Here is an 18,115-nt window from a genome sequence, read left to right as displayed (position 1 = left end):
GCCCAAGAGTTCATATCGACGGCGGTGTTTGGCACCTCGATGTCGGCTCATCTCATCCTGGGGCTGTAGCCGGTCCCAAGGGTATGGCTGTTCGCCATTTAAAGAGGTACGTGAGCTGGGTTTAAAACGTCGTGAGACAGTTTGGTCCCTATCTGCCGTGGGCGCTGGAAATTTGAAGGGGGCTGCTCCTAGTACGAGAGGACCGGAGTGGACGAACCTCTGGTGTACCGGTTATGACGCCAGTCGTATCGCCGGGTAGCTATGTTCGGAAGAGATAAACGCTGAAAGCATCTAAGCGTGAAACTCGCCTTAAGATAAGATTTCCCGGAGTCTTGAACTCCCTAAAGGGTCGTCGAAGACCACGACGTTGATAGGTCAGGTGTGGAAGCGCAGTAATGCGTTAAGCTAACTGATACTAATTGCCCGTGTGGCTTGATCCTATAACCTTGTAATACACTGCATGTAACTCATATCCGCAGTCACAACAAAACAACCTTCCCCATTTTGCGCATGACGACATCAAAACCGGCATGCATACAAGTTACGTCTGGCGTCAATAGCCTTCTGGTACCACCCCTTCCCTTCCCGAACAGGACCGTGAAACAGAAACGCGCCAATGATAGTGAGCTTCCGCTCGCGAAAGTAGGTCAACGCCAGACTCCCCATAAAAACCCCTGATAGAAAAATCTATCAGGGGTTTTTGCTTTGCGGTCAGGCAATCTGGACGGTGACCAACTTGGCACTTGAAATAAGCGGTGACGCCCCCATCTCCTGAAACACATTTCGTTTCATTGGGAGTTTCAAGCATGTCTGAGTCCGCTACTGCGAACGCTACGCAAAACCGCGAGACCCTGGGTTTCCAGACCGAAGTAAAGCAATTGCTGCAACTGATGATCCATTCCTTGTACAGCAATAAGGAGATTTTTCTGCGTGAGCTCGTTTCGAATGCTTCCGACGCGTGCGACAAGCTGCGTTTCGAGGCGCTGAACAACAGCGCGCTTTACGGCGACGATGCCGACCTGAAAATTCGCATTGCCTTCAACAAGGAAGCGCGGACCATCACCATTTCCGATAACGGCATTGGTTTGAGCCGTGACGAAGCCGTCGAGCATCTGGGTACCATTGCCAAGTCTGGCACCAAGGAGTTTTTCTCGGCGCTGACCGGCGACCAGGCCAAGGATGCCCACCTGATCGGCCAGTTCGGCGTCGGGTTTTACTCCTCCTTCATTATCGCCGACAAGGTCACAGTCGTTTCCCGCCGTGCCGGCCTTGAGTCCAACCAGGCCGTCTGCTGGGAATCCGGCGGCGAGGGCGATTACACCGTCGAGATGGTCGAAAAGGCCAGCCGTGGCACCGATGTCACGCTGCATTTGCGTGATGGTGAGGATGAGTTCCTCGGTGGCTGGAAACTCAAGTCGATCATCCGCAAGTACTCCGATCACATCACCCTGCCCATCGTGATGAAGAAGGAAGACTGGAAGGACGGTGAGCAGGTCGCGACCGAGGAAGACGAGACGGTCAACCAGGCCAATGCACTGTGGGTCCGTTCCAAGTCGGACATTAGCGATGACCAGTACAAGGAGTTCTACAAGCACGTTGCCCACGACTTCGAAGATCCGCTGGCGTGGACCCATGCCCGTGTCGAAGGCAAGCAGGAATACACGCAGCTGCTCTACATCCCGGCCCGTGCTCCTTTCGACTTGTGGGACCGCAATGCCCGCCACGGTATCAAGCTCTACGTCCGTCGTGTCTTCATCATGGACGATGCCGAGCAGCTGATGCCACTCTACATGCGCTTCGTGCGCGGGGTAGTTGATTCCTCCGACCTGCCGCTCAACGTCTCGCGTGAAATCCTCCAGCAGAGCAAGGATATCGACGGCATCCGCAGCGGCTGCACGCGCAAAGTGCTCGGCATGCTGGAAGACCTGGCCGAGAACGACAAGGAAAAATACGCCCAGTTCTGGACGGCTTTCGGTACTGTTCTCAAGGAAGGCGTCGGCGAAGATCATGCCAACAAGGAAAAGATCGCTGGCCTGATTCGTTTTGCCTCGACGCACAACGACACCCCGGAGCAGAATGTATCGCTGGCTGACTATATCGGCCGCATGAAGGAAGGTCAGGAGAAGATTTATTTCGTCACCGCCGACACCTTCAACGCCGCGAAGAACAGCCCGCACCTTGAAATCTTCCGCAAGAAAGGCCTTGAAGTCTTGTTGCTGTCTGACCGGGTAGATGAGTGGGTGGTCGGTCACCTTACCGAATTCGATGGCAAGCACCTGCAATCTGTCGCCAAGGGCGGTCTAGATCTCGGCAAGCTCGAAGATGAGGCCGAAAAGCAGGAAGCCGAAAAGGCGGCCGATGAGTACAAGGACCTGCTCGAGAAGGTGAAGGCTTCGCTCGGCGACAAGGTGAAGGATGTTCGCGTCACCTATCGCCTGACCGATTCCCCATCCTGTCTGGTCTCCGACGAGCACGATCCGTCCGGCAACCTGGCCCGTCTGATGAAGGCTGCCGGCCAACCGATGCCGAACTCGAAGCCGATTCTTGAAATCAACCCGCAGCACCCGGCGGTGATGCGCCTCAAATACGAGGAAAATCGTTTCGATGATTGGGCGGCTTTGCTCTTCGAGCAGGCGACCCTGGCCGAAGGCGGCCAGCTCGACGATCCGGCCGGTTTCGTCAAGCGTATCAACGACCTGATGATGGCGCTGTCCGGCAAGTAACTGCTTAGCGTTTTCACGACCATAAAAATGGTCGCCCTTGGGCGGCCATTTTTTTCGAGTGGAAATTCTGATGAATTTCCCGTTGACCAAGGCATCCCGGGTCAGGTTTGGCGCCGCCCGACCGGGCAAACCGGGTACACTAGCGCCCTTGCGAGAAACCGATTCCCGGCTGCCTGCTTATCCGGCCTTAGCCCCGCTGACTCCCCGCCGTTTCTCATTCCACTGCTCTTCAAAGGTATTGCGATGCACCCAGTTCACGACGTTGACTCCCTCCTCATCCTCGCCATTGCGCTTTCTTCCAAGCGGCGGCCGGCCGAGTTGGTCGACATCGTCTCGGCGGCTGATCTGTTACAGAACAATATTCCCAACGAGGCCAAGCTGGTCGAGGCCTTTGATCGTCTGGCCAAGCATGGCCTGATCAAGGCCGAGGGCGAAGGCTTCGTGCTGACGCCTGCCGCACAGGAAATCGTTACCGGCCTGCCGCGTAAAGCGGAGACCCCGGAGCGTCTGTTCGCCATCAAGGACCGCCTCTCGGTCTACAACGTCAAGGGCGAGCATGCGGCCATCACCCTGGTGGCGGCCGATGTGACCAAGGCTATTCAGGCCCATCGCGCCTCTGAGAAGACGACAGCGAAGAACCTGCTGGTGCCCAAGCCGAAGCCGGAAGCGGAAGTCCATAAGCCGGGCCAGCGTCAGCGCAAGCCAATGCCGGCCCGCAAGCGCAAGGTTTGAGCGGCGCATGAGCGAGGTGACTGCGGCCAGTCTGGCCTTCGATACACTGCCCTTGTCGGCTGCCATGCTGGCCAATCTGGCCCAGCTTGAATACCTGAACATGACGCCGATTCAGGCGGCCAGCCTGCCGCTGGCCCTGGCTGGCGACGATCTGATTGCCCAGGCCAAGACGGGTAGCGGCAAGACCGCCGCCTTCGGCATGGCACTGCTCAATCGCCTGAATACCAGTCATTTTGCGGTGCAGGCCATGGTACTTTGCCCGACGCGCGAACTGGCCGATCAGGTGACGCAGGAAATCCGCCGCCTCGCCCGCTTTGAAGAGAACATCAAGGTCCTATCGCTGGTCGGTGGCTCGACCCTGCGCAATCAGGCCAACAGCCTCGAAAACGGCGTACACATTGTCGTCGGCACGCCCGGTCGCATCATGGATCACATGGAGCGCGGCTACCTCAAGCTCGACGAACTGACCACCTTGGTCCTCGATGAAGCTGACCGCATGCTCGACATGGGCTTCCACGACGATATCGCCTACGTCGCCAAACGCTGCCCGGCGAAACGCCAGACCCTGTTGTTCTCGGCTACCTATCCGGATGGTATTGCCCAGCTGGCCAGACAGTTCCTGCGCCAGCCCAAGGAGGTCAAACTGCTTGAGCAGCATGAAGAAACGAAGATTCGTCAGCGTTTCTACGAGGTCAAAAACGAAGAGCGTCTCGATGCCGTCGTGCGCCTGCTCAAGCATTATCGACCGGTCAGCACGCTCGCCTTCTGCAATACCAAGCAGCAGTGCCGCGACCTCGTGAATGTTCTTCGCCATGCGGGCATTCATGCCCTGACGCTGAATGGTGATCTGGAACAGCGCGAACGCGATCAGGTACTGATCCAGTTCGCCAACCGCAGTTGCTCCGTCCTCGTCGCGACCGATGTGGCGGCGCGCGGACTCGATATCGACCAGCTTGAAGCGGTGATTAATGTCGACGTGACACCCGACCCGGAAATCCATATCCATCGCATCGGTCGTACTGGTCGTGGTGACGAGGAGGGCTGGGCGCTCAGCCTGTGCAGTTCGGGCGACCGCCGCCGGGTGGCGACTATCGCCGAGATGATGAATTGCAAGCTCGACATTCTCGACTTGAATTCCGTCCAAGTCACCGATGAATCACCGCTGGTCCCACCGATGTCCACCTTGTTGATGCTGGGCGGGCGCAAGGACAAGATCCGCCCCGGCGACGTCATGGGCGCGCTGGCCGGCGAGGCCGGACTGACCCGCGAGCAGGTCGGCAAGATCACGGTGACCGATCAGAGTACCTACGTTGCCGTGGTGCGGGGCGTCGCCAAGGAGACGGTGCGTAAACTGTCGGCCGGCAAGGTCAAGGGCAAGACCGTCAAGGTTCGGATACTGACCAACTAAGCGGCAGGCAGACCCATCTGGTCAGCCTGCCACAAGGGCGGGCCACCGGCGGCGAGATGGCAGAGATAGGCACGCAGGTCGAATTCAAGCTGGAAGTAATTTGTCTCCATGTGCTGGCACAACTGATAGAAGGCCTTGTCGTGCTCGGGCTCTTTCAGGTGGGCAAGTTCATGGACGACGATCATGCGCAGGAACTCGGCTGGCATGTCGCGAAAAACGCTGGCGACATGAATTTCGCGTTTGGTCCTGAGCTTGCCTCCCTGAACGCGGGCGATCCGGCTGTGAATTCCGAGCGCTTTCTGCAAGGTCTGCAACTTGCCGTCAAAAGCCACCTTGTTCGGTTGCGGCGCATTGCGCAGATAGTCGGCCTTAATCGCCTGGACGTAATCGTAGAGGGCCTTGTCGGTGCGTACCTGATGGGCCTCCGGATATTTCTGGCGCAGCACCTTGCCGAGCTGACCCTGTTCGATCAGTCGCCATACCGAGTCTGTCAGATGCGCCGGATAACCGGCCAGATAGTTGGGTGAGACGGGTTTGGACATGTGTCGGCAGAGAGCCTGAGGAGCGACGATTTTAACGGAAGGCCCGGCGTTTCGTCGGGGTGCGGCGGCAGACCAGAGGCGGCCTGACCGCTTTCTCGTGCACATTTTAAAATTGACGATAAGCTGGCGGCTATTCCGCCTTTTTTGAACATCTGATGCACAACCCCGTCCTCGTCATCGTCATCGCCCAGCTTTTCGGCACCTCGCTGTGGTTCTCCGCCAACAGTGCTGCCGACGACCTGATTCGCGCCTGGGGCATCGGGCCGGCCGACATCGGCACACTGACCAATGCCGTCCAGCTCGGCTTCATACTCGGTACGATGACTTTTGCCGTCTCTGGCCTGGCTGACCGCTTCGCGGCGAGCCGGATCTTTGCCGTTTGCGCCATCCTTGGTGCCCTCTGTAATGCGGCCTTCGCATTGCTGGCCGATGGCATGGGGTCAGCCATTCCGCTGCGTTTTGCCGTCGGCTTTTGTCTGGCAGGGGTCTACCCGCTGGGCATGAAGCTGGTCGTCAGCTGGGTACCCGAGCGGGCCGGTGCTGCGCTGGCCCAACTGGTTGGCATGTTGACCCTGGGTACGGCCTTGCCGCATGGCATTCGTCTGGCTGGGGCGGGCTGGTCATGGCCGGCCACCATGCTGGTGTCGTCCGGTCTTGCCTTACTGGCCGCCGGGCTCATCTTCCGCCTGGGTGACGGGCCGCATTTGAAACGTCGGCACGATGCGCCGCCGTTGCGTTTGGGGCGGGTTTTCTACGCTTTCTCCGTCCGCGAGTTTCGTGCTTCCGCCTTCGGTTATTTCGGCCATCAATGGGAGCTTTACGCCTTCTGGACGCTGACGCCGGCGCTGATCATTCTGAGCGGCCTGGCCGAGGCGGGGAGCCGACAACTGTCTGGCCTCGCCTTCGCGGTCATCGGCATCGGTGCCCTTGGCTGCCTGTGTGGGGGTTGGTGGAGTCAGCGCATCGGTAGTTCGCGCGTGGCAGCGACAGCCTTGGCCGGTTCGGCCCTCTGTTGCGCGCTGTTTCCCTTGAGTGGCGAGTGGCCGGCCGTGGCAAAAATTACCTTGCTGCTGCTCTGGGGGGCTACTGTCGTCGCTGATTCGCCGCACTTTTCCGCACTGTCAGCGCGTGCCTGCGCCCCCGAAATTGTCGGTAGCGCACTGGCATTTCAAAATTCGGTCGGTTTTGCCATCACCATGTTCTCCATCCAGCTTGGCACGGCGTGGATCGGCGACTGGGGCATGAACATCGCCTGGCTGCTCTTGCCCGGCCCCTTGCTTGGTTTATTAGGGCTGTTCCCACTCTGGCGTGCCGGGCGCTGATCGCGAGTTGCGCGACCACGCCGGTATGCCCCGCCATTTATTCCTCGACCAGCCATGATCCTTGCCCTGAGTATTCTTGTCCCCTTGCTCATCGGCGCTGCCCTGGGCTTTGCCGGCGGGGTTTTCGGCATTGGCGGCGGCATCATCGCCATTCCGGTAATGACCGGCCTGTTCGGCATGGATCAAAAGCTGGCCCAGGGAACGGCGCTGGTCATGATGGTGCCGAACCTGAGCATTGCGCTGTGGCGCTACTGCCAGCGCCAGCCTTTGCCGAAACTGCGTACCGCCTTGCTGGTGCTGTGCGCTGTGACGGCAACGTCGCTCACGGCCATCTATGCCAGCGGCCTGGCTTCAAGTGATTTGCGCCGCTATTTCGGTGCGTTTCTGCTCTGGCTCGCGATCCAAAGCCTGTGGTCCTTGCGGGCAGGCCGTTCGCGCTGGTCGTTCACCCTGCCGGAGCGGCTGATTCCGCTGGTCGGCCTGATTGGCGGTGCCTGTCAGGGCCTCATCAGTATCGGCGGCGGCATCATTACGCCGCCCATCCTGGTCAGCGTTTTCCGGCAGACCCAGGTGATGGCCCAGGGGTTTGCCATCGCCCTGGTCATGCCCAGTTCCATCGTCGCCTTGATGACCTTTGCCAATGCCGGACTGGTGGACTGGAAAATGGGCGTGCTTTTCGCACTGGGCGGAGCCTTGACCATTTCGCACGGGGTACGTCTGGCGCATCGCCTGCCCGAGCGCCATCTGCGTGTCGCGTTCGCCTTCATGCTGCTGGCAACCGCCTTGTGGATGATCGGCCACGGCTGAGTTTCGGCCCACTTAACGATTCGCTTTGACACTGCCTTCGATGAATCCTGAAGATCTTCTCTTGCTCGTCACACGCAGCATGCCTTTTGGCAAGCACAAGGGGACGCTGATCGCCGATCTGCCCGGCAATTACCTCAACTGGTTTGCCCGTGAAGGCTTCCCGCCGGGAGAGATCGGTCGCTTGCTGGCGCTGATGCAGGAAATCGATCACAACGGGCTGTCGGACCTGCTCAAACCCTTGCGCCGCCGATAGTGCCTCTGACCGCAGATTTGATCCAGAACAAAGAGAGAGCAATTAACCACAATTTACGCATGGATATAAGGCTAGAATGAACTAGACGGGTCGGCACAATTTCAGGTCAAAAAAATTGGCCGGTCAGTTTTTATCAATGGGGGCGACCAATGTTTTCCGCATCTGCCAATGATCGGCCAGATCGCAACAACCATTTTTTAGGAATTACCCCTGGCGAGGGGCTGGTCGTTGTGGTGCTTCTATTTGGCACTCACCTGGCCAGTTATTACAACTACCTGTTGTTTCACGCCGCAGCCGAATTGTTCAGCGTTTTAATCGCTGGAACCATTGCCATCATTGCCATCAATTGCTGGGGAACGGTTCGCAACCAGTACGTTCTGTTTATCGGCATCAGCTATCTGTTTGTCGGCTTTATCGACATTCTGCATACCCTGGCCTACAAAGGCATGCCGGTATTCAAGGATTACGACTATTACGCCCCGCAGTTGTGGATTGCCGCGCGGTACCTTGAATCGATCAGCATGCTCATCGGCTTGAGCCTGCTGGGGTCCAACCGGCGTGTCAATTTGCATTGGTCAATGGCGGGATATTCCCTGGTGACCGCCTGGCTGGTGGCCTCGATTTTCTATTACAAGAACTTCCCGGTCTGCTTTGTGGCCGGGCAGGGACTGACCGATTTCAAGGTATTCAGCGAGTACATCATCTGCAGCATCATGCTCGGCAATATCGCCTTGCTCTATTGGCGCCGGCAGTATTTCACGTCGAACGTCTATCGACTGCTCTCGGGTTCGGCCATCTTGATGATCGGCATGGAACTCTGCTTTACCCTGTATTTCTCCGATTCGATGAGCGACGCCTTTAATCAGATTGGACACCTGCTCAAGATCGGTACCTTCTACCTGATGTACAAGGCCGTCATCGTCACCGCCTTCCGCGATCCGATGGATCTTCTGTTCCGCGAGATCAGCCAGAAAGAGGCAGAACTGGAGGCGCGGGTCATCGAGAGAACCGCGCAACTGAGCGAGGCTGAGTTCCGCTTGAAATTTGCCCTGGAAGGATCAGGTAGCGCCGTCTGGGACTGGAATCTGACCGACAACACGGTATTTTTCTCACATCAATGGAAGGCAATGCTCGGTTTTGCCGATGATGAAATCGGTAATGGCCTCGATGAATGGGAGATGCGCGTTCATCCTGAAGACAAGGCTGAGACTATTGCCTTGGTCGAAGCCTACCTGGCCGACAAAACGACAGGCTACCGCAGCGAACATCGTGTGCAGTGCAAGGATGGCAGCTACAAGTGGATACTCGACCGGGGCATCGTGGTTAGCCGGAGTGACGATGGAAAGCCGCTACGCATGATCGGCACTCATACCGACATTAGCAAGCGCAAGGAAACCGAACTTCAATTGAGTCAGAACGAAAAGCTGTTTCATGCCATTTGCGATACATCCCCGTTAGCCATCTACATGTCCGCCGGTCTTGAGCAGGAAGCCGCCTACATCAATCCGGCCTTTACCAGATTGTTCGGCTACACGATATCGGACATTCCTTCGATTGCCGCATGGTGGCCGAAGGCCTACCCCGACCCCGCTTACCGTCAGGAGGTGAGGGATGAGTGGCAGCGCCGGGTGGCTGAGGCGATCGAGAGCAAGAGCGAGATCGAACCGATGGAAGTGGTGGTCACTGCCCGAAGTGGCGAAAAGAAGAACATCATCTGGCGCTTCGTCAGCATCGGCGAGCAGAACTGGGCCTTTGGCCTCGACCTGACAGCCAGAAAGCAAGCCGAAGATGAGGTGAGACAGCACCGCGATCATCTTGAAGCCATGGTCAGCGAACGGACGATGGCCCTGTTGCTGGCGAAGGAGGCTGCAGAAGCCGCCAACCGGGCGAAATCGACATTTTTGGCGACCATGAGTCACGAACTGCGTACGCCGCTCAATGGCATCCTGGGTATGACCGAACTGGCCCAGCGCCAGGCTACCGACGCCAAGCAGATCGACTACTTGAACAAGGCCAGAAAGGCGGCCAACAATCTGCTGGCCATCATCAAGGATGTTCTCGATCTTTCGCGTATCGAAGCCGAACGGCTCAAGCTCGAAATGAACGAATTCGCGCTGGCGGATGTAATCGGCAATGTCAGTGACCTGATGCACGGCCTGGCACTTGGCAAGCATCTCGAATTGCACATCGATATTTCGCCAGAGGTGGCCCATCAGTCGCTGCAGGGCGACCCGCAACGCCTCGGGCAGATACTCACCAACCTGATCGGAAATGCCATTAAATTTACCGATAAAGGCAGGGTGTCCCTCCGTGTCCAACGCATCGACGAGACCCCAAGCGGCATTCAATTGCGTTTCGAGGTGGCGGATACCGGGATCGGTATAGCGGCAGAAAATCAGGCCCGGCTGTTCAATGCCTTCGAACAGCTTGATGGTTCGCTTGCCCGAAAATTTGGTGGCAGCGGACTGGGGCTGGCCATCAGCAAGCGCCTAGTTCATATGATGCGTGGCGAGATTGGCGTGGTGAGCGAGATCGGGGTGGGTAGCACCTTCTGGTTCACGATTCGCCTGCCGCGCAGCGATGTTGTCGCAACGCCAACCATCTCGGCACCACCGACGACGCGGGCCCAGTTGAAAGCTGGTCACGCCGGTGCCTGCGTACTGGTCGTCGAAGACGAACCTGATAATCAGGACATCACTCGCGGCCTGCTTGAAGAGGCCGGACTGGTCGTCGATGTTGCCAACGATGGTGCCAAGGCCGTCGACATGGCCGGGCAGAAACGCTATGACCTGATCCTGATGGATGTGCAGATGGCCGGGATGGATGGTTTGGAGGCGACGCGGCTGATACGGCAGGCATCGGCTAATCCCTCGGTGCCGATTGTGGCGCTGACGGCCAATGTTTCTCTCGACATTGAAATGCTCTGCCGGGCGGCTGGCATGGATGACTTCATTGGCCGACCGGTCGAGTCGGAAACGCTGCTGTCGAGCGTCATGAAGTGGCTGGAGGTTCCCGCCTTGGCGGAATAATTGGGTGCTTTGCGGGGTGGCGACCGGCTTGTGGGCGGGCTAACCCAAACGGGAAAGGCACCGGATTGGTGCCTTTCCCGTTCTGGAAACCGGCTGATGAATGCCGGTCTTACCGTATCCGCACACCTTATTTGTTCTTGAACTGCTCACGCAGGCAGGTTTTGTGGTCGGGGCCAAGCTTGTCCTTGCAGGCCTCGCGGGCTTGCTGATGGCGCTCGCAACGGGCCTGGTTCGGTGCCTTGGTGCAATCGACGGGCGGCATTTTCTGGTGCACACACTGGCGGAAAGCTGGGCCGGTCTGGCCCTGACATTCCTTGTAGGCAGTCTTGCGGGACTCGCATTGCTGCGGGTTGCCGGACTTGGCACAATCAAAATTCTGCATCTGATCCTGCATGCATTGCTTGCGTAGCGGGCCGACGCTATCTTTGCAGGCTTCATGCGCCTTATCGCGAGCGGCCCGGTGGGCATTACAGGCGGCGGGGTCGGGCGCCTTGCTGCAATCGCGCGGCGGGCGAGCACCGGGGCCGCCACCCTGGGCCATACCGGGACCCATGCCAGGCCCCATACCGGAATCCATGCCACCCATGCCCGGGCCGGGCTGAGCACTGGCCGGAAGACAAATCAGGGAAGCCATCAAGGCACTGGCAATCATCATCAGGCGGGTTTTCATTTTTAGCTCCTTGTCAGTTGTGTCAGCTTCATTTTAGGCAGCATCACGGCGAGCGGAGCGGCAAGTTGTAAAGGAGTGCAACCGGATGCCTTGTCAGTTACAAATGCTTACCGGCTGCATGCTATATTGCCGCGCATGAGTGACAAGAATATCGGCGAACATCGCCTGGCACTGAGTGAAGTGCTCGACTGGATGGTGGCGGACGGACTGGTCGGCCAGGAGGCGGCTGACCTGCTCAAGACCGAGCGGCGCCTGCATGGGGGCAAGATTCATCCCCTGATCGTCATCGCCGATCAAAAATGGCGTCATCCCCAGCCGCCCACCCGCCTGTTGACGCTGGAGGTGCTGACCGAATGGCTGGCCAACCGGACCGGCCTCGACTACCAGCACATCGATCCGCTCAAGATCGATTTCACCGGTGTCGCCGAGGTCATGTCGAGCGCCTATGCAGCCCGCTTCGGCATCCTGCCGGTGCAGGTGACGACCCGTGAGATCGTCATCGCTACGGCCGAGCCTTTCGTCCGCGAATGGGTCGAGGAGTTGCAGAACATCCTGCGCAAGCAGATTCGCCGGGTGATGGCCAATCCGGAGGACATCAGCCGCTATCTGGTCGAGTTTTTCAATCTTGCCAAGTCGGTCAAGAAGGCCGCTGCCAAGGGCGAGGTCAATGCCGGTCTGTCGAGCTTCGAGCAACTGGTCGAACTGGGCAAGGTCAATAAGCAGTTCGACGCCAATGACCAGCATATTGTTCATATTGTGGACTGGCTGTGGCAATACGCCTTCGATCAGCGTGCTTCCGACATCCACATCGAGCCACGGCGCGATCTCGGCATTGTCCGCTTCCGGATCGATGGTGTACTGCATCAGGTTTACCAGATTCCAATGGCGGTCATGAACGCCATGACCAGCCGCATCAAGTTGCTCGGACGCATGGATGTGATCGAAAAGCGCCGCCCGCAGGATGGCCGGATCAAGACGCGAACACCAGCCGGGCAGGAGGTTGAGCTGCGCCTGTCGACCTTGCCGACGGCTTTCGGTGAAAAGCTGGTGATGCGGATTTTCGACCCGGAAGTGTTGGTCCGCGATTTTCGTTCGCTCGGCTTCTCTGATGATGATCAGAATCGCTGGAAGCAGATGACGGCTTTGCCCAACGGTATCATCCTGGTCACCGGTCCGACCGGTTCGGGCAAGACGACGACGCTCTACACGACGCTCAAGCAACTGGCGACGCCAGAAGTGAATGTCTGCACCATCGAAGACCCGATCGAAATGGTCGAGGCGGCATTCAACCAGATGCAGGTCCAGTCAGGTATCGAACTCGGCTTCTCGGAGGGCGTGCGCGCCCTCATGCGGCAGGACCCGGATATCGTCATGATTGGCGAAATCCGTGATCTGGAAACGGCCGAAATGGCCATTCAGGCAGCGCTCACTGGCCACCTCGTGCTGTCGACCCTGCATACCAATGATGCCCCCTCGGCGATCACCCGCCTGCTTGACCTTGGCGTGCCGGCCTACCTGATCAACTCGACCCTGCTCGGCGTCATGGCCCAGCGACTGGTTCGTACGCTTTGTCCGCATTGCAAGAAAGCCGCCCCGATGCGCGAGGATCAGCGGTCTGCCTGGCGGACGCTGGTTGCCCCGTGGAAATCTGCCGAGCCTACCCAGATCTGGCATCCGGTGGGTTGTCTGGAGTGCCGGATGACCGGGTACACCGGTCGCGTTGGTGTCTATGAACTGCTAGTCAATTCGCCCGAAATCCGTCGCCAGATCAAACCGCTTACCGAGATCCCCAAGCTGCGCGAACAGGCCTTCCGCGAAGGCATGCGGCCCTTGCGTATCTCGGGGGCGCTGAAGGTCGCTCAGGGGATCACGTCGCTGGATGAAGTGATCAAGGTGGTGCCGCCCTCTGACGAGGGGTAAGCCCCGGCTTTAGGTCGATTGTTACAGGCGACTGTCGCCTAAAAAATCAAGGTCGACTTGCGCTTCACCGCGTCTACATAGGCCATCGCATCCATCGGCTTACCTTCGCGCTGGGCGCGCCAGATGGTTTCCCCCAGACAGTCGATCAGCACATGCTCGGCATCGTGCGGGTCCATGCGGGCACGCAGTTGCTCGAAGGCCATGCGGATGCCGGGTGGCTGATCGATGCTGACCTGTTCGTGGATGGCGAGGTGCAGGGAGAGGTGGAGAAAGGGATTCATGGCTCCGCCTTCCGGCGTCCATTCCTTGTCTACGGCAGCTTGCGGGTCGCTGAGCAGCGACTGATATTCCGGGTGACGGGCGGCAATGTCAGCAGCGGTGACTTCGGCACCAACCAGCGGCAGGCGGTCGACGTGCTTTTTCCAGGCGTCGCAAAAAAAGAGGCGGACCTGCTCGCGGGAGGGATTAAACATGTGCGCTTTCAAACAGTAAGGTGAGGGCGGTGTTGTTGAATAATTCATTGTGCCCGGCCAGCGGGGCGATTTGCCCGGTGCCATAGGCGCCGAGCAGCGGTGTGTCGGGGAAAGTGTCGCGGAAGGCGACGAGGTCTCGGTCGTCGTTGCCGTAAAAAAGCGGGCCGCGACCGATGCAGGAAAACATCAGGGCGAAGTCCGGTTTTTGGCTTTGATCCAAGGCGGTGGACAGTGCCTGACGGATTTCCTGTTCGGCGCCCAGCGGCTGGCGGATGGCCCAGGTAATCAATTCACCCTCGCTCAGTGCTTCAGCCAGGGTCAGGGAGCCATCGGCATTGGCCGACAGGAGGGCAATGCCCGGGGCATCCGCCTGACGCAGCACGCTTAACAGGTGAAGTGGCAGGCGTTCGCGCCATTCTGCCGGGAGGACGCGGCGCAGGCTGTCGAGGGCGCTGTGGCCACCCAGGCGGCGTAACTCGTAGCCACTACGCTGCTCAACCGGAAGTGGCTCACCCAGCGGACGCAGCCCGGATGAGCGGATCAGACGTCCGTGCAGACCGGGCAGACGAAATTCGGCGCAGCCGTTGTCGCTGTTCCGGCCATGCGACCAGGCGGCTGCGTCCGTGTCGATCAGGCCGACGCGTGCTTTTCCCTGATGCCATTCGAAGGGCAGTCGGCCATGTCCGCTGAAGGAGAGCAAGGGTGAATCAGCGCTGGTCAGCGATGTGCCTTCGGTGGCAAAAACCAGAGCGGCGGCGGCTGGCTGGTCGAGTTGCCAACCGCGCTCGGTGAACAGTCCGTTCGCCGTACAGCCGCAGACGGCCAGACAGCCGGCGGCGCGGGCGGCTGCGAGTACGGCCGGTTGGGGCTGGCGGCTGAATTCGCGACTCAGAAAGAGGATGACATTGTCGGCACGGCTCAGCCCGGCAGATGCCAGGGCGGCTTCGACGGCGGCGCCAGCCAGTTCGGCATCAGCGCGCTGGCCGGCAACGAGGCCGCTGGCGACTTTCATACCGACTTGCTTCGGTAGTTGCACAGGTCGAGCACAATGCAGCGTCCGCAATCCGGCTGGCGGGCTTTGCAAATGTATCGGCCGTGCAGGATGAGCCAGTGGTGGGCACCCTTTTTGAATACTTCCGGGGTGACCCGCAGCAGCTTTTTTTCGACCTCCTCGACCGTTTTTCCCGGAGCCAGTCCGGTGCGGTTGCCGAGACGGAAAATGTGCGTGTCGACGGCGATGGTCGGATGGCCAAAGGCCGTGTTGAGGACGACATTGGCGGTCTTGCGCCCGACGCCGGGCAGGGCTTCGAGGCTGGCGCGATCATCGGGAACCTCGCCATCGTGAAGGTCGAGCAACTGGCGGCAGGTGGCGATTACGTTTTTTGCCTTGGTCCGAAACAGGCCGATGGTCTTGATATAGTCGGTCAGGCCCTCTTCGCCCAGGGCCAGCATGCTGGCCGGCGTCGGTGCGACGGGAAAAAGTCGGGCCGTCGCCTTGTTTACGCCGACATCCGTCGCTTGGGCCGACAGGATGACGGCAATCAGCAACTGAAAGGGGGTGGCGTAGTGCAGGTCGGTCGTCGGCGCCGGGTTGGCGTCGCGCAGGCGGCTGTAGAACTGCTCGATATCGGCTTTTTTCACGGCGGGAGGCGAGGGTGGATTGTCAGGCGCGGCTGGATGCGCCATATTGTCGAGAAGCAGAAAACAAATTCTACCTGACAGAGAAGGCGGACTCCCATGCCGCGTACAACAGAAGGCAACATGATTGCCCTGAAGCAGTTGGTCGAGGGCAATCCGGTCGCTACCATCGTCATCGATGCCGATCATCGGGTGACCCACTGGAATCGGGCTTGTGCCATGCTGACTGGTGTAGATGCCGAGCACATGCTGGGCCGCAGCGAGCAGTGGCGGGCGTTTTACGATGTTCCCCGGCCGTTGCTCGCCGATCTGGTCGTCGATGGGGCGGGGGTCGCCGAGTTCGAACGCTATTACGACGGAAAATTCCGGCCGTCGGTGTTGCTCGATGATGCTTACGAGGCAGAAGACTTTTTCCCCGATTTCGATGGTGGCCGCTGGCTGTTCTTTACCGCGGCGGCCATCCGCAATGCCGACGGCAAGATTGTCGGGGCCATCGAAACCCTGCAGGATGTCACCGAGCGGCGGCGGGCCGAGGCCGCACTGCGGGAAAGCGAAGCCTACCTGGCGCAGATCGTCGATGGGTCGTCGGTGGCGACACTGGTGATCGACGCCGGGCATCGCGTTACCCACTGGAACCGGGCCTGCGAAATGATGACCGGAATGCCGGCCGGCGACATCATTGGTACCCGCCAGCAGTGGACCGCCTTCTATCCCTCGGAGCGGCCGATCATGGCCGATCTGGTCCTCGATGCGGCCAGTGAAAGTGCAGTCGACCGGCTGTATCACGGACGTTTCCGGCCTTCCTTGCTGATTCCGGGGGGCTATGAAGCCGAGGATTTCTTTCCGCATTTTGGTGATAGCGGTCGCTGGCTGTACTTTACTGCGGCGCCCCTGCGTAATGCTCAGGGCGATCTGGTCGGTGCCATTGAAACCTTGCAGGATGTGAGTGAGCGTCGTCGGGCTGAGGAAGCGCTGCGCGAAAGCGAGGAGCGCTATCGCGCGCTTAGCCAGACCGATTCACTGACTGGCCTGTACAACTCGCGTTACCTGCATGAGCGCTTGCCTGGCGAGTTGGAGCGGGCGACCCGTTATAGCCGGCCATTGTCCCTGCTGGTGATCGACTGTGACAATTTCAAAGGGATCAACGATCGCTTTGGCCATCTTGAGGGCGACAAGGTTCTGCAGAATCTGGCCGGCGTCATCGGGCAATGTCTGCGCCGTTCGGATAGCGCCTACCGCTATGGTGGTGAAGAGTTCGTCGTACTTCTGCCAGAAGCCGATTCATTTGCGGCATTGGCCTTGGCCGAACGGCTGCGTGGCATGTTCGAGGCGCTTGAAACCGCTACCCTGAGTGGCGAGGTTGTACGCTGCACGGTCAGCATCGGCATTTCGTGCCATGTCCCGAACGATACGGAAACTACCCTGATTCGGCGGGCTGACCAGGCCAGCTACGTGGCCAAGCGGCGCGGCAAAAATCGCGTCGAGATGGAAGATTCAGCCGCTTGATCCGGGCCCGGGCGCGCGGCGGTGTTCGGCTATCCGTTGGCTGGTGCGCCCTGCCGAGGCTGCGCTGTCGCGGGCCCGGAGCTGGCCGCAGCCGCCATCGACATCCTGCCCGGCCGAGTTGCGCACCGTGGTCCGGATACCCTGCGCATGCAGGTAGCGGGTCAGCTCAGTGATTCGCTCGACGGGAGGGCGTCGGTAGGCCAGCGCCGCCGTTGCGTTGTACGGGATGAGGTTCATGATGGCGTATTTACCGCTGAGCAGGCGGACGATGCCATCCATTTCCTCGAAACTGTCGTTGATACCATCGAGCAGCGTCCATTGATACTGGATCGGATAACTGGTCGTGCGCGCGTAGATTTCGGAGAGTTCAACCAGTTCGGCCGGATCGATGCGGGGGGCCTTGGGCAGAAGCTCGGCGCGCAGTTCGGCGCGGGTCGAATGGAGTGACAGGGCGAGGGCCGGCTTCACGATTTCTTGCGGCAAACGCTCGAAAACCCGGTAGTCGCCGACCGTCGAGAACACCAGGTTTTTATGGCCGATGCCGCCAAATGTCCCGAGCAGGTTTATGGCATCCAGAACATTGTCCATGTTGTGCGACGGCTCGCCCATGCCCATGAACACGATGCGTGTCACCTTGCGCCGGGCGCGGCCGAGGATGACCTGGGCCACCATCTCGCCGCTGCTCACCTGGCGCAGCAGGCCGTCGCGTCCGGTCATGCAGAAGGTGCAGCCCACAGCACAACCGATCTGTGTCGAGATGCATAGGCCATCGCGCGGCAGCAACACGCTTTCGACGGTCTGGCCGTCGGCCAGTTCGACCAGCAGGCGTGCCGAGCCGTCTTCGCCCGGATGTTCAGAACGGACGCGGGCCAGTGCCGACAACTGCTCGTTCAGGCCCGGCAGGGCATGGCGCAGGGCCAGCGGCAGGTAGGTTTCCGGCGGGTGGCTGCGTGGCCCGGCGTCAAGCGGCTTGCCTTGGGCCCAGGCGCGTATCACCCGGTCGACGTGGCAATCCTTGGCGCCGGTGGCGTAAAGGGTCTGGCGCAGAGCGTCGAGTCGCATGCGGGCGTTATCTCAGGCCCGCAACGGGCA

15 protein-coding genes and 2 rRNA genes (1 of these 17 cut by a window edge) are annotated in these 18,115 nt (G+C 59.6%); 11 read left to right on the top strand and 6 right to left on the bottom strand.

Features of this window, described 5'->3' with window-relative positions:
* From HYN24_RS10725 to dbpA, 5 genes are all read left to right on the top strand, one after another.
* A 23S ribosomal RNA gene (locus tag HYN24_RS10725) occupies window positions 1-440 on the top strand; it begins 2,442 nt to the left of the window's first position.
* Window positions 441-546: 106 nt separating this feature from the next.
* Window positions 547-659, top strand: a 5S ribosomal RNA gene (gene rrf / locus HYN24_RS10720).
* Between the two features lie 147 nt (window positions 660-806).
* Window positions 807-2,723, top strand: a complete 1,917-nt coding sequence (htpG, locus tag HYN24_RS10715) for a molecular chaperone HtpG (protein ID WP_117609240.1) — start codon at window positions 807-809, stop codon at window positions 2,721-2,723.
* Between the two features lie 243 nt (window positions 2,724-2,966).
* The gene (locus HYN24_RS10710) at window positions 2,967-3,455 is read left to right on the top strand and encodes a hypothetical protein (protein ID WP_117609239.1); all 489 of its coding nucleotides are present in this window, start codon (window positions 2,967-2,969) and stop codon (window positions 3,453-3,455) included.
* A gap of 7 nt (window positions 3,456-3,462) precedes the next feature.
* Window positions 3,463-4,863 (top strand): ATP-dependent RNA helicase DbpA, encoded by a 1,401-nt coding sequence (gene dbpA / locus HYN24_RS10705; RefSeq protein WP_117609238.1) that lies wholly within the window; start codon window positions 3,463-3,465, stop codon window positions 4,861-4,863.
* On the opposite strand, the gene HYN24_RS10700 is transcribed toward dbpA, so the two are convergent.
* Window positions 4,860-5,405, bottom strand: coding sequence for a YgjP-like metallopeptidase domain-containing protein (locus HYN24_RS10700; protein ID WP_117609237.1), 546 nt, complete (start codon window positions 5,403-5,405; stop codon window positions 4,860-4,862). The genes dbpA and HYN24_RS10700 overlap by 4 nt on opposite strands.
* 155 nt (window positions 5,406-5,560) lie before the next feature.
* Here HYN24_RS10700 and HYN24_RS10695 point away from each other — a divergent pair, with 155 nt between their 5' ends.
* The 4 genes from HYN24_RS10695 to HYN24_RS10680 all read left to right on the top strand — a co-directional run bounded on the left by HYN24_RS10695 (window position 5,561) and on the right by HYN24_RS10680 (window position 10,816).
* Window positions 5,561-6,727 (top strand): MFS transporter, encoded by a 1,167-nt coding sequence (locus HYN24_RS10695; RefSeq protein WP_117609236.1) that lies wholly within the window; start codon window positions 5,561-5,563, stop codon window positions 6,725-6,727.
* Window positions 6,728-6,781: 54 nt separating this feature from the next.
* Entirely contained in the window at window positions 6,782-7,534 is a 753-nt protein-coding gene (locus HYN24_RS10690; RefSeq protein ID WP_117609235.1) for a sulfite exporter TauE/SafE family protein, read from the top strand.
* A gap of 40 nt (window positions 7,535-7,574) precedes the next feature.
* Window positions 7,575-7,787: a DUF3820 family protein gene (locus HYN24_RS10685; RefSeq protein WP_117609234.1), complete on the top strand. Its 213-nt coding sequence runs from the start codon at window positions 7,575-7,577 to the stop codon at window positions 7,785-7,787.
* A 149-nt stretch (window positions 7,788-7,936) separates the two neighbouring features.
* Window positions 7,937-10,816 (top strand): MASE3 domain-containing protein, encoded by a 2,880-nt coding sequence (locus HYN24_RS10680; RefSeq protein ID WP_117609233.1) that lies wholly within the window; start codon window positions 7,937-7,939, stop codon window positions 10,814-10,816.
* 127 nt (window positions 10,817-10,943) lie between these two features.
* Here HYN24_RS10680 and HYN24_RS10675 read toward each other — a convergent pair whose 3' ends face one another.
* Window positions 10,944-11,486, bottom strand: coding sequence for a hypothetical protein (locus tag HYN24_RS10675; protein WP_117609232.1), 543 nt, complete (start codon window positions 11,484-11,486; stop codon window positions 10,944-10,946).
* Window positions 11,487-11,621: 135 nt separating this feature from the next.
* Between HYN24_RS10675 and HYN24_RS10670 the strand changes: the two genes are divergently transcribed.
* Complete coding sequence (locus HYN24_RS10670) at window positions 11,622-13,406, top strand: GspE/PulE family protein (protein WP_117609231.1); 1,785 nt, start codon at window positions 11,622-11,624, stop codon at window positions 13,404-13,406.
* Between the two features lie 38 nt (window positions 13,407-13,444).
* Here the strand turns inward: HYN24_RS10670 and HYN24_RS10665 are convergent, their stop codons facing one another.
* Genes HYN24_RS10665 through nth form a run of 3 tightly spaced genes read right to left on the bottom strand, consistent with a single transcriptional unit; the run spans window position 13,445 to window position 15,520 of the window.
* The gene (locus tag HYN24_RS10665; protein WP_117609230.1) at window positions 13,445-13,879 is read right to left on the bottom strand and encodes a DUF1841 family protein; all 435 of its coding nucleotides are present in this window, start codon (window positions 13,877-13,879) and stop codon (window positions 13,445-13,447) included.
* The gene (locus HYN24_RS10660; RefSeq protein WP_117609229.1) at window positions 13,872-14,891 is read right to left on the bottom strand and encodes an FIST C-terminal domain-containing protein; all 1,020 of its coding nucleotides are present in this window, start codon (window positions 14,889-14,891) and stop codon (window positions 13,872-13,874) included. Before HYN24_RS10660 ends, HYN24_RS10665 begins: the two co-directional genes overlap by 8 nt.
* Complete coding sequence (nth, locus tag HYN24_RS10655) at window positions 14,888-15,520, bottom strand: endonuclease III (protein ID WP_205421379.1); 633 nt, start codon at window positions 15,518-15,520, stop codon at window positions 14,888-14,890. The genes HYN24_RS10660 and nth overlap by 4 nt, the downstream gene beginning before the upstream one ends.
* A 96-nt stretch (window positions 15,521-15,616) precedes the next feature.
* Between nth and HYN24_RS10650 the strand changes: the two genes are divergently transcribed.
* On the top strand, window positions 15,617-17,023 hold the full coding sequence (locus HYN24_RS10650) for a diguanylate cyclase (protein WP_117609227.1): 1,407 nt from the start codon (window positions 15,617-15,619) through the stop codon (window positions 17,021-17,023).
* On the opposite strand, the gene HYN24_RS10645 is transcribed toward HYN24_RS10650, so the two are convergent.
* Window positions 17,012-18,085: an RNA methyltransferase gene (locus HYN24_RS10645; protein WP_117609226.1), complete on the bottom strand. Its 1,074-nt coding sequence runs from the start codon at window positions 18,083-18,085 to the stop codon at window positions 17,012-17,014. The genes HYN24_RS10650 and HYN24_RS10645 overlap by 12 nt on opposite strands.
* Window positions 18,086-18,115 lie beyond the last annotated feature (30 nt).

The sequence above is a fragment of the Dechloromonas sp. HYN0024 genome, from assembly GCF_003441615.1.
In the GTDB taxonomy this organism is placed as follows: Bacteria; Pseudomonadota; Gammaproteobacteria; order Burkholderiales; family Rhodocyclaceae; genus Azonexus.
The sequence above is the reverse complement of the archived record's forward strand: the minus strand, read 5'-3'. Positions and strand labels throughout refer to the sequence as shown.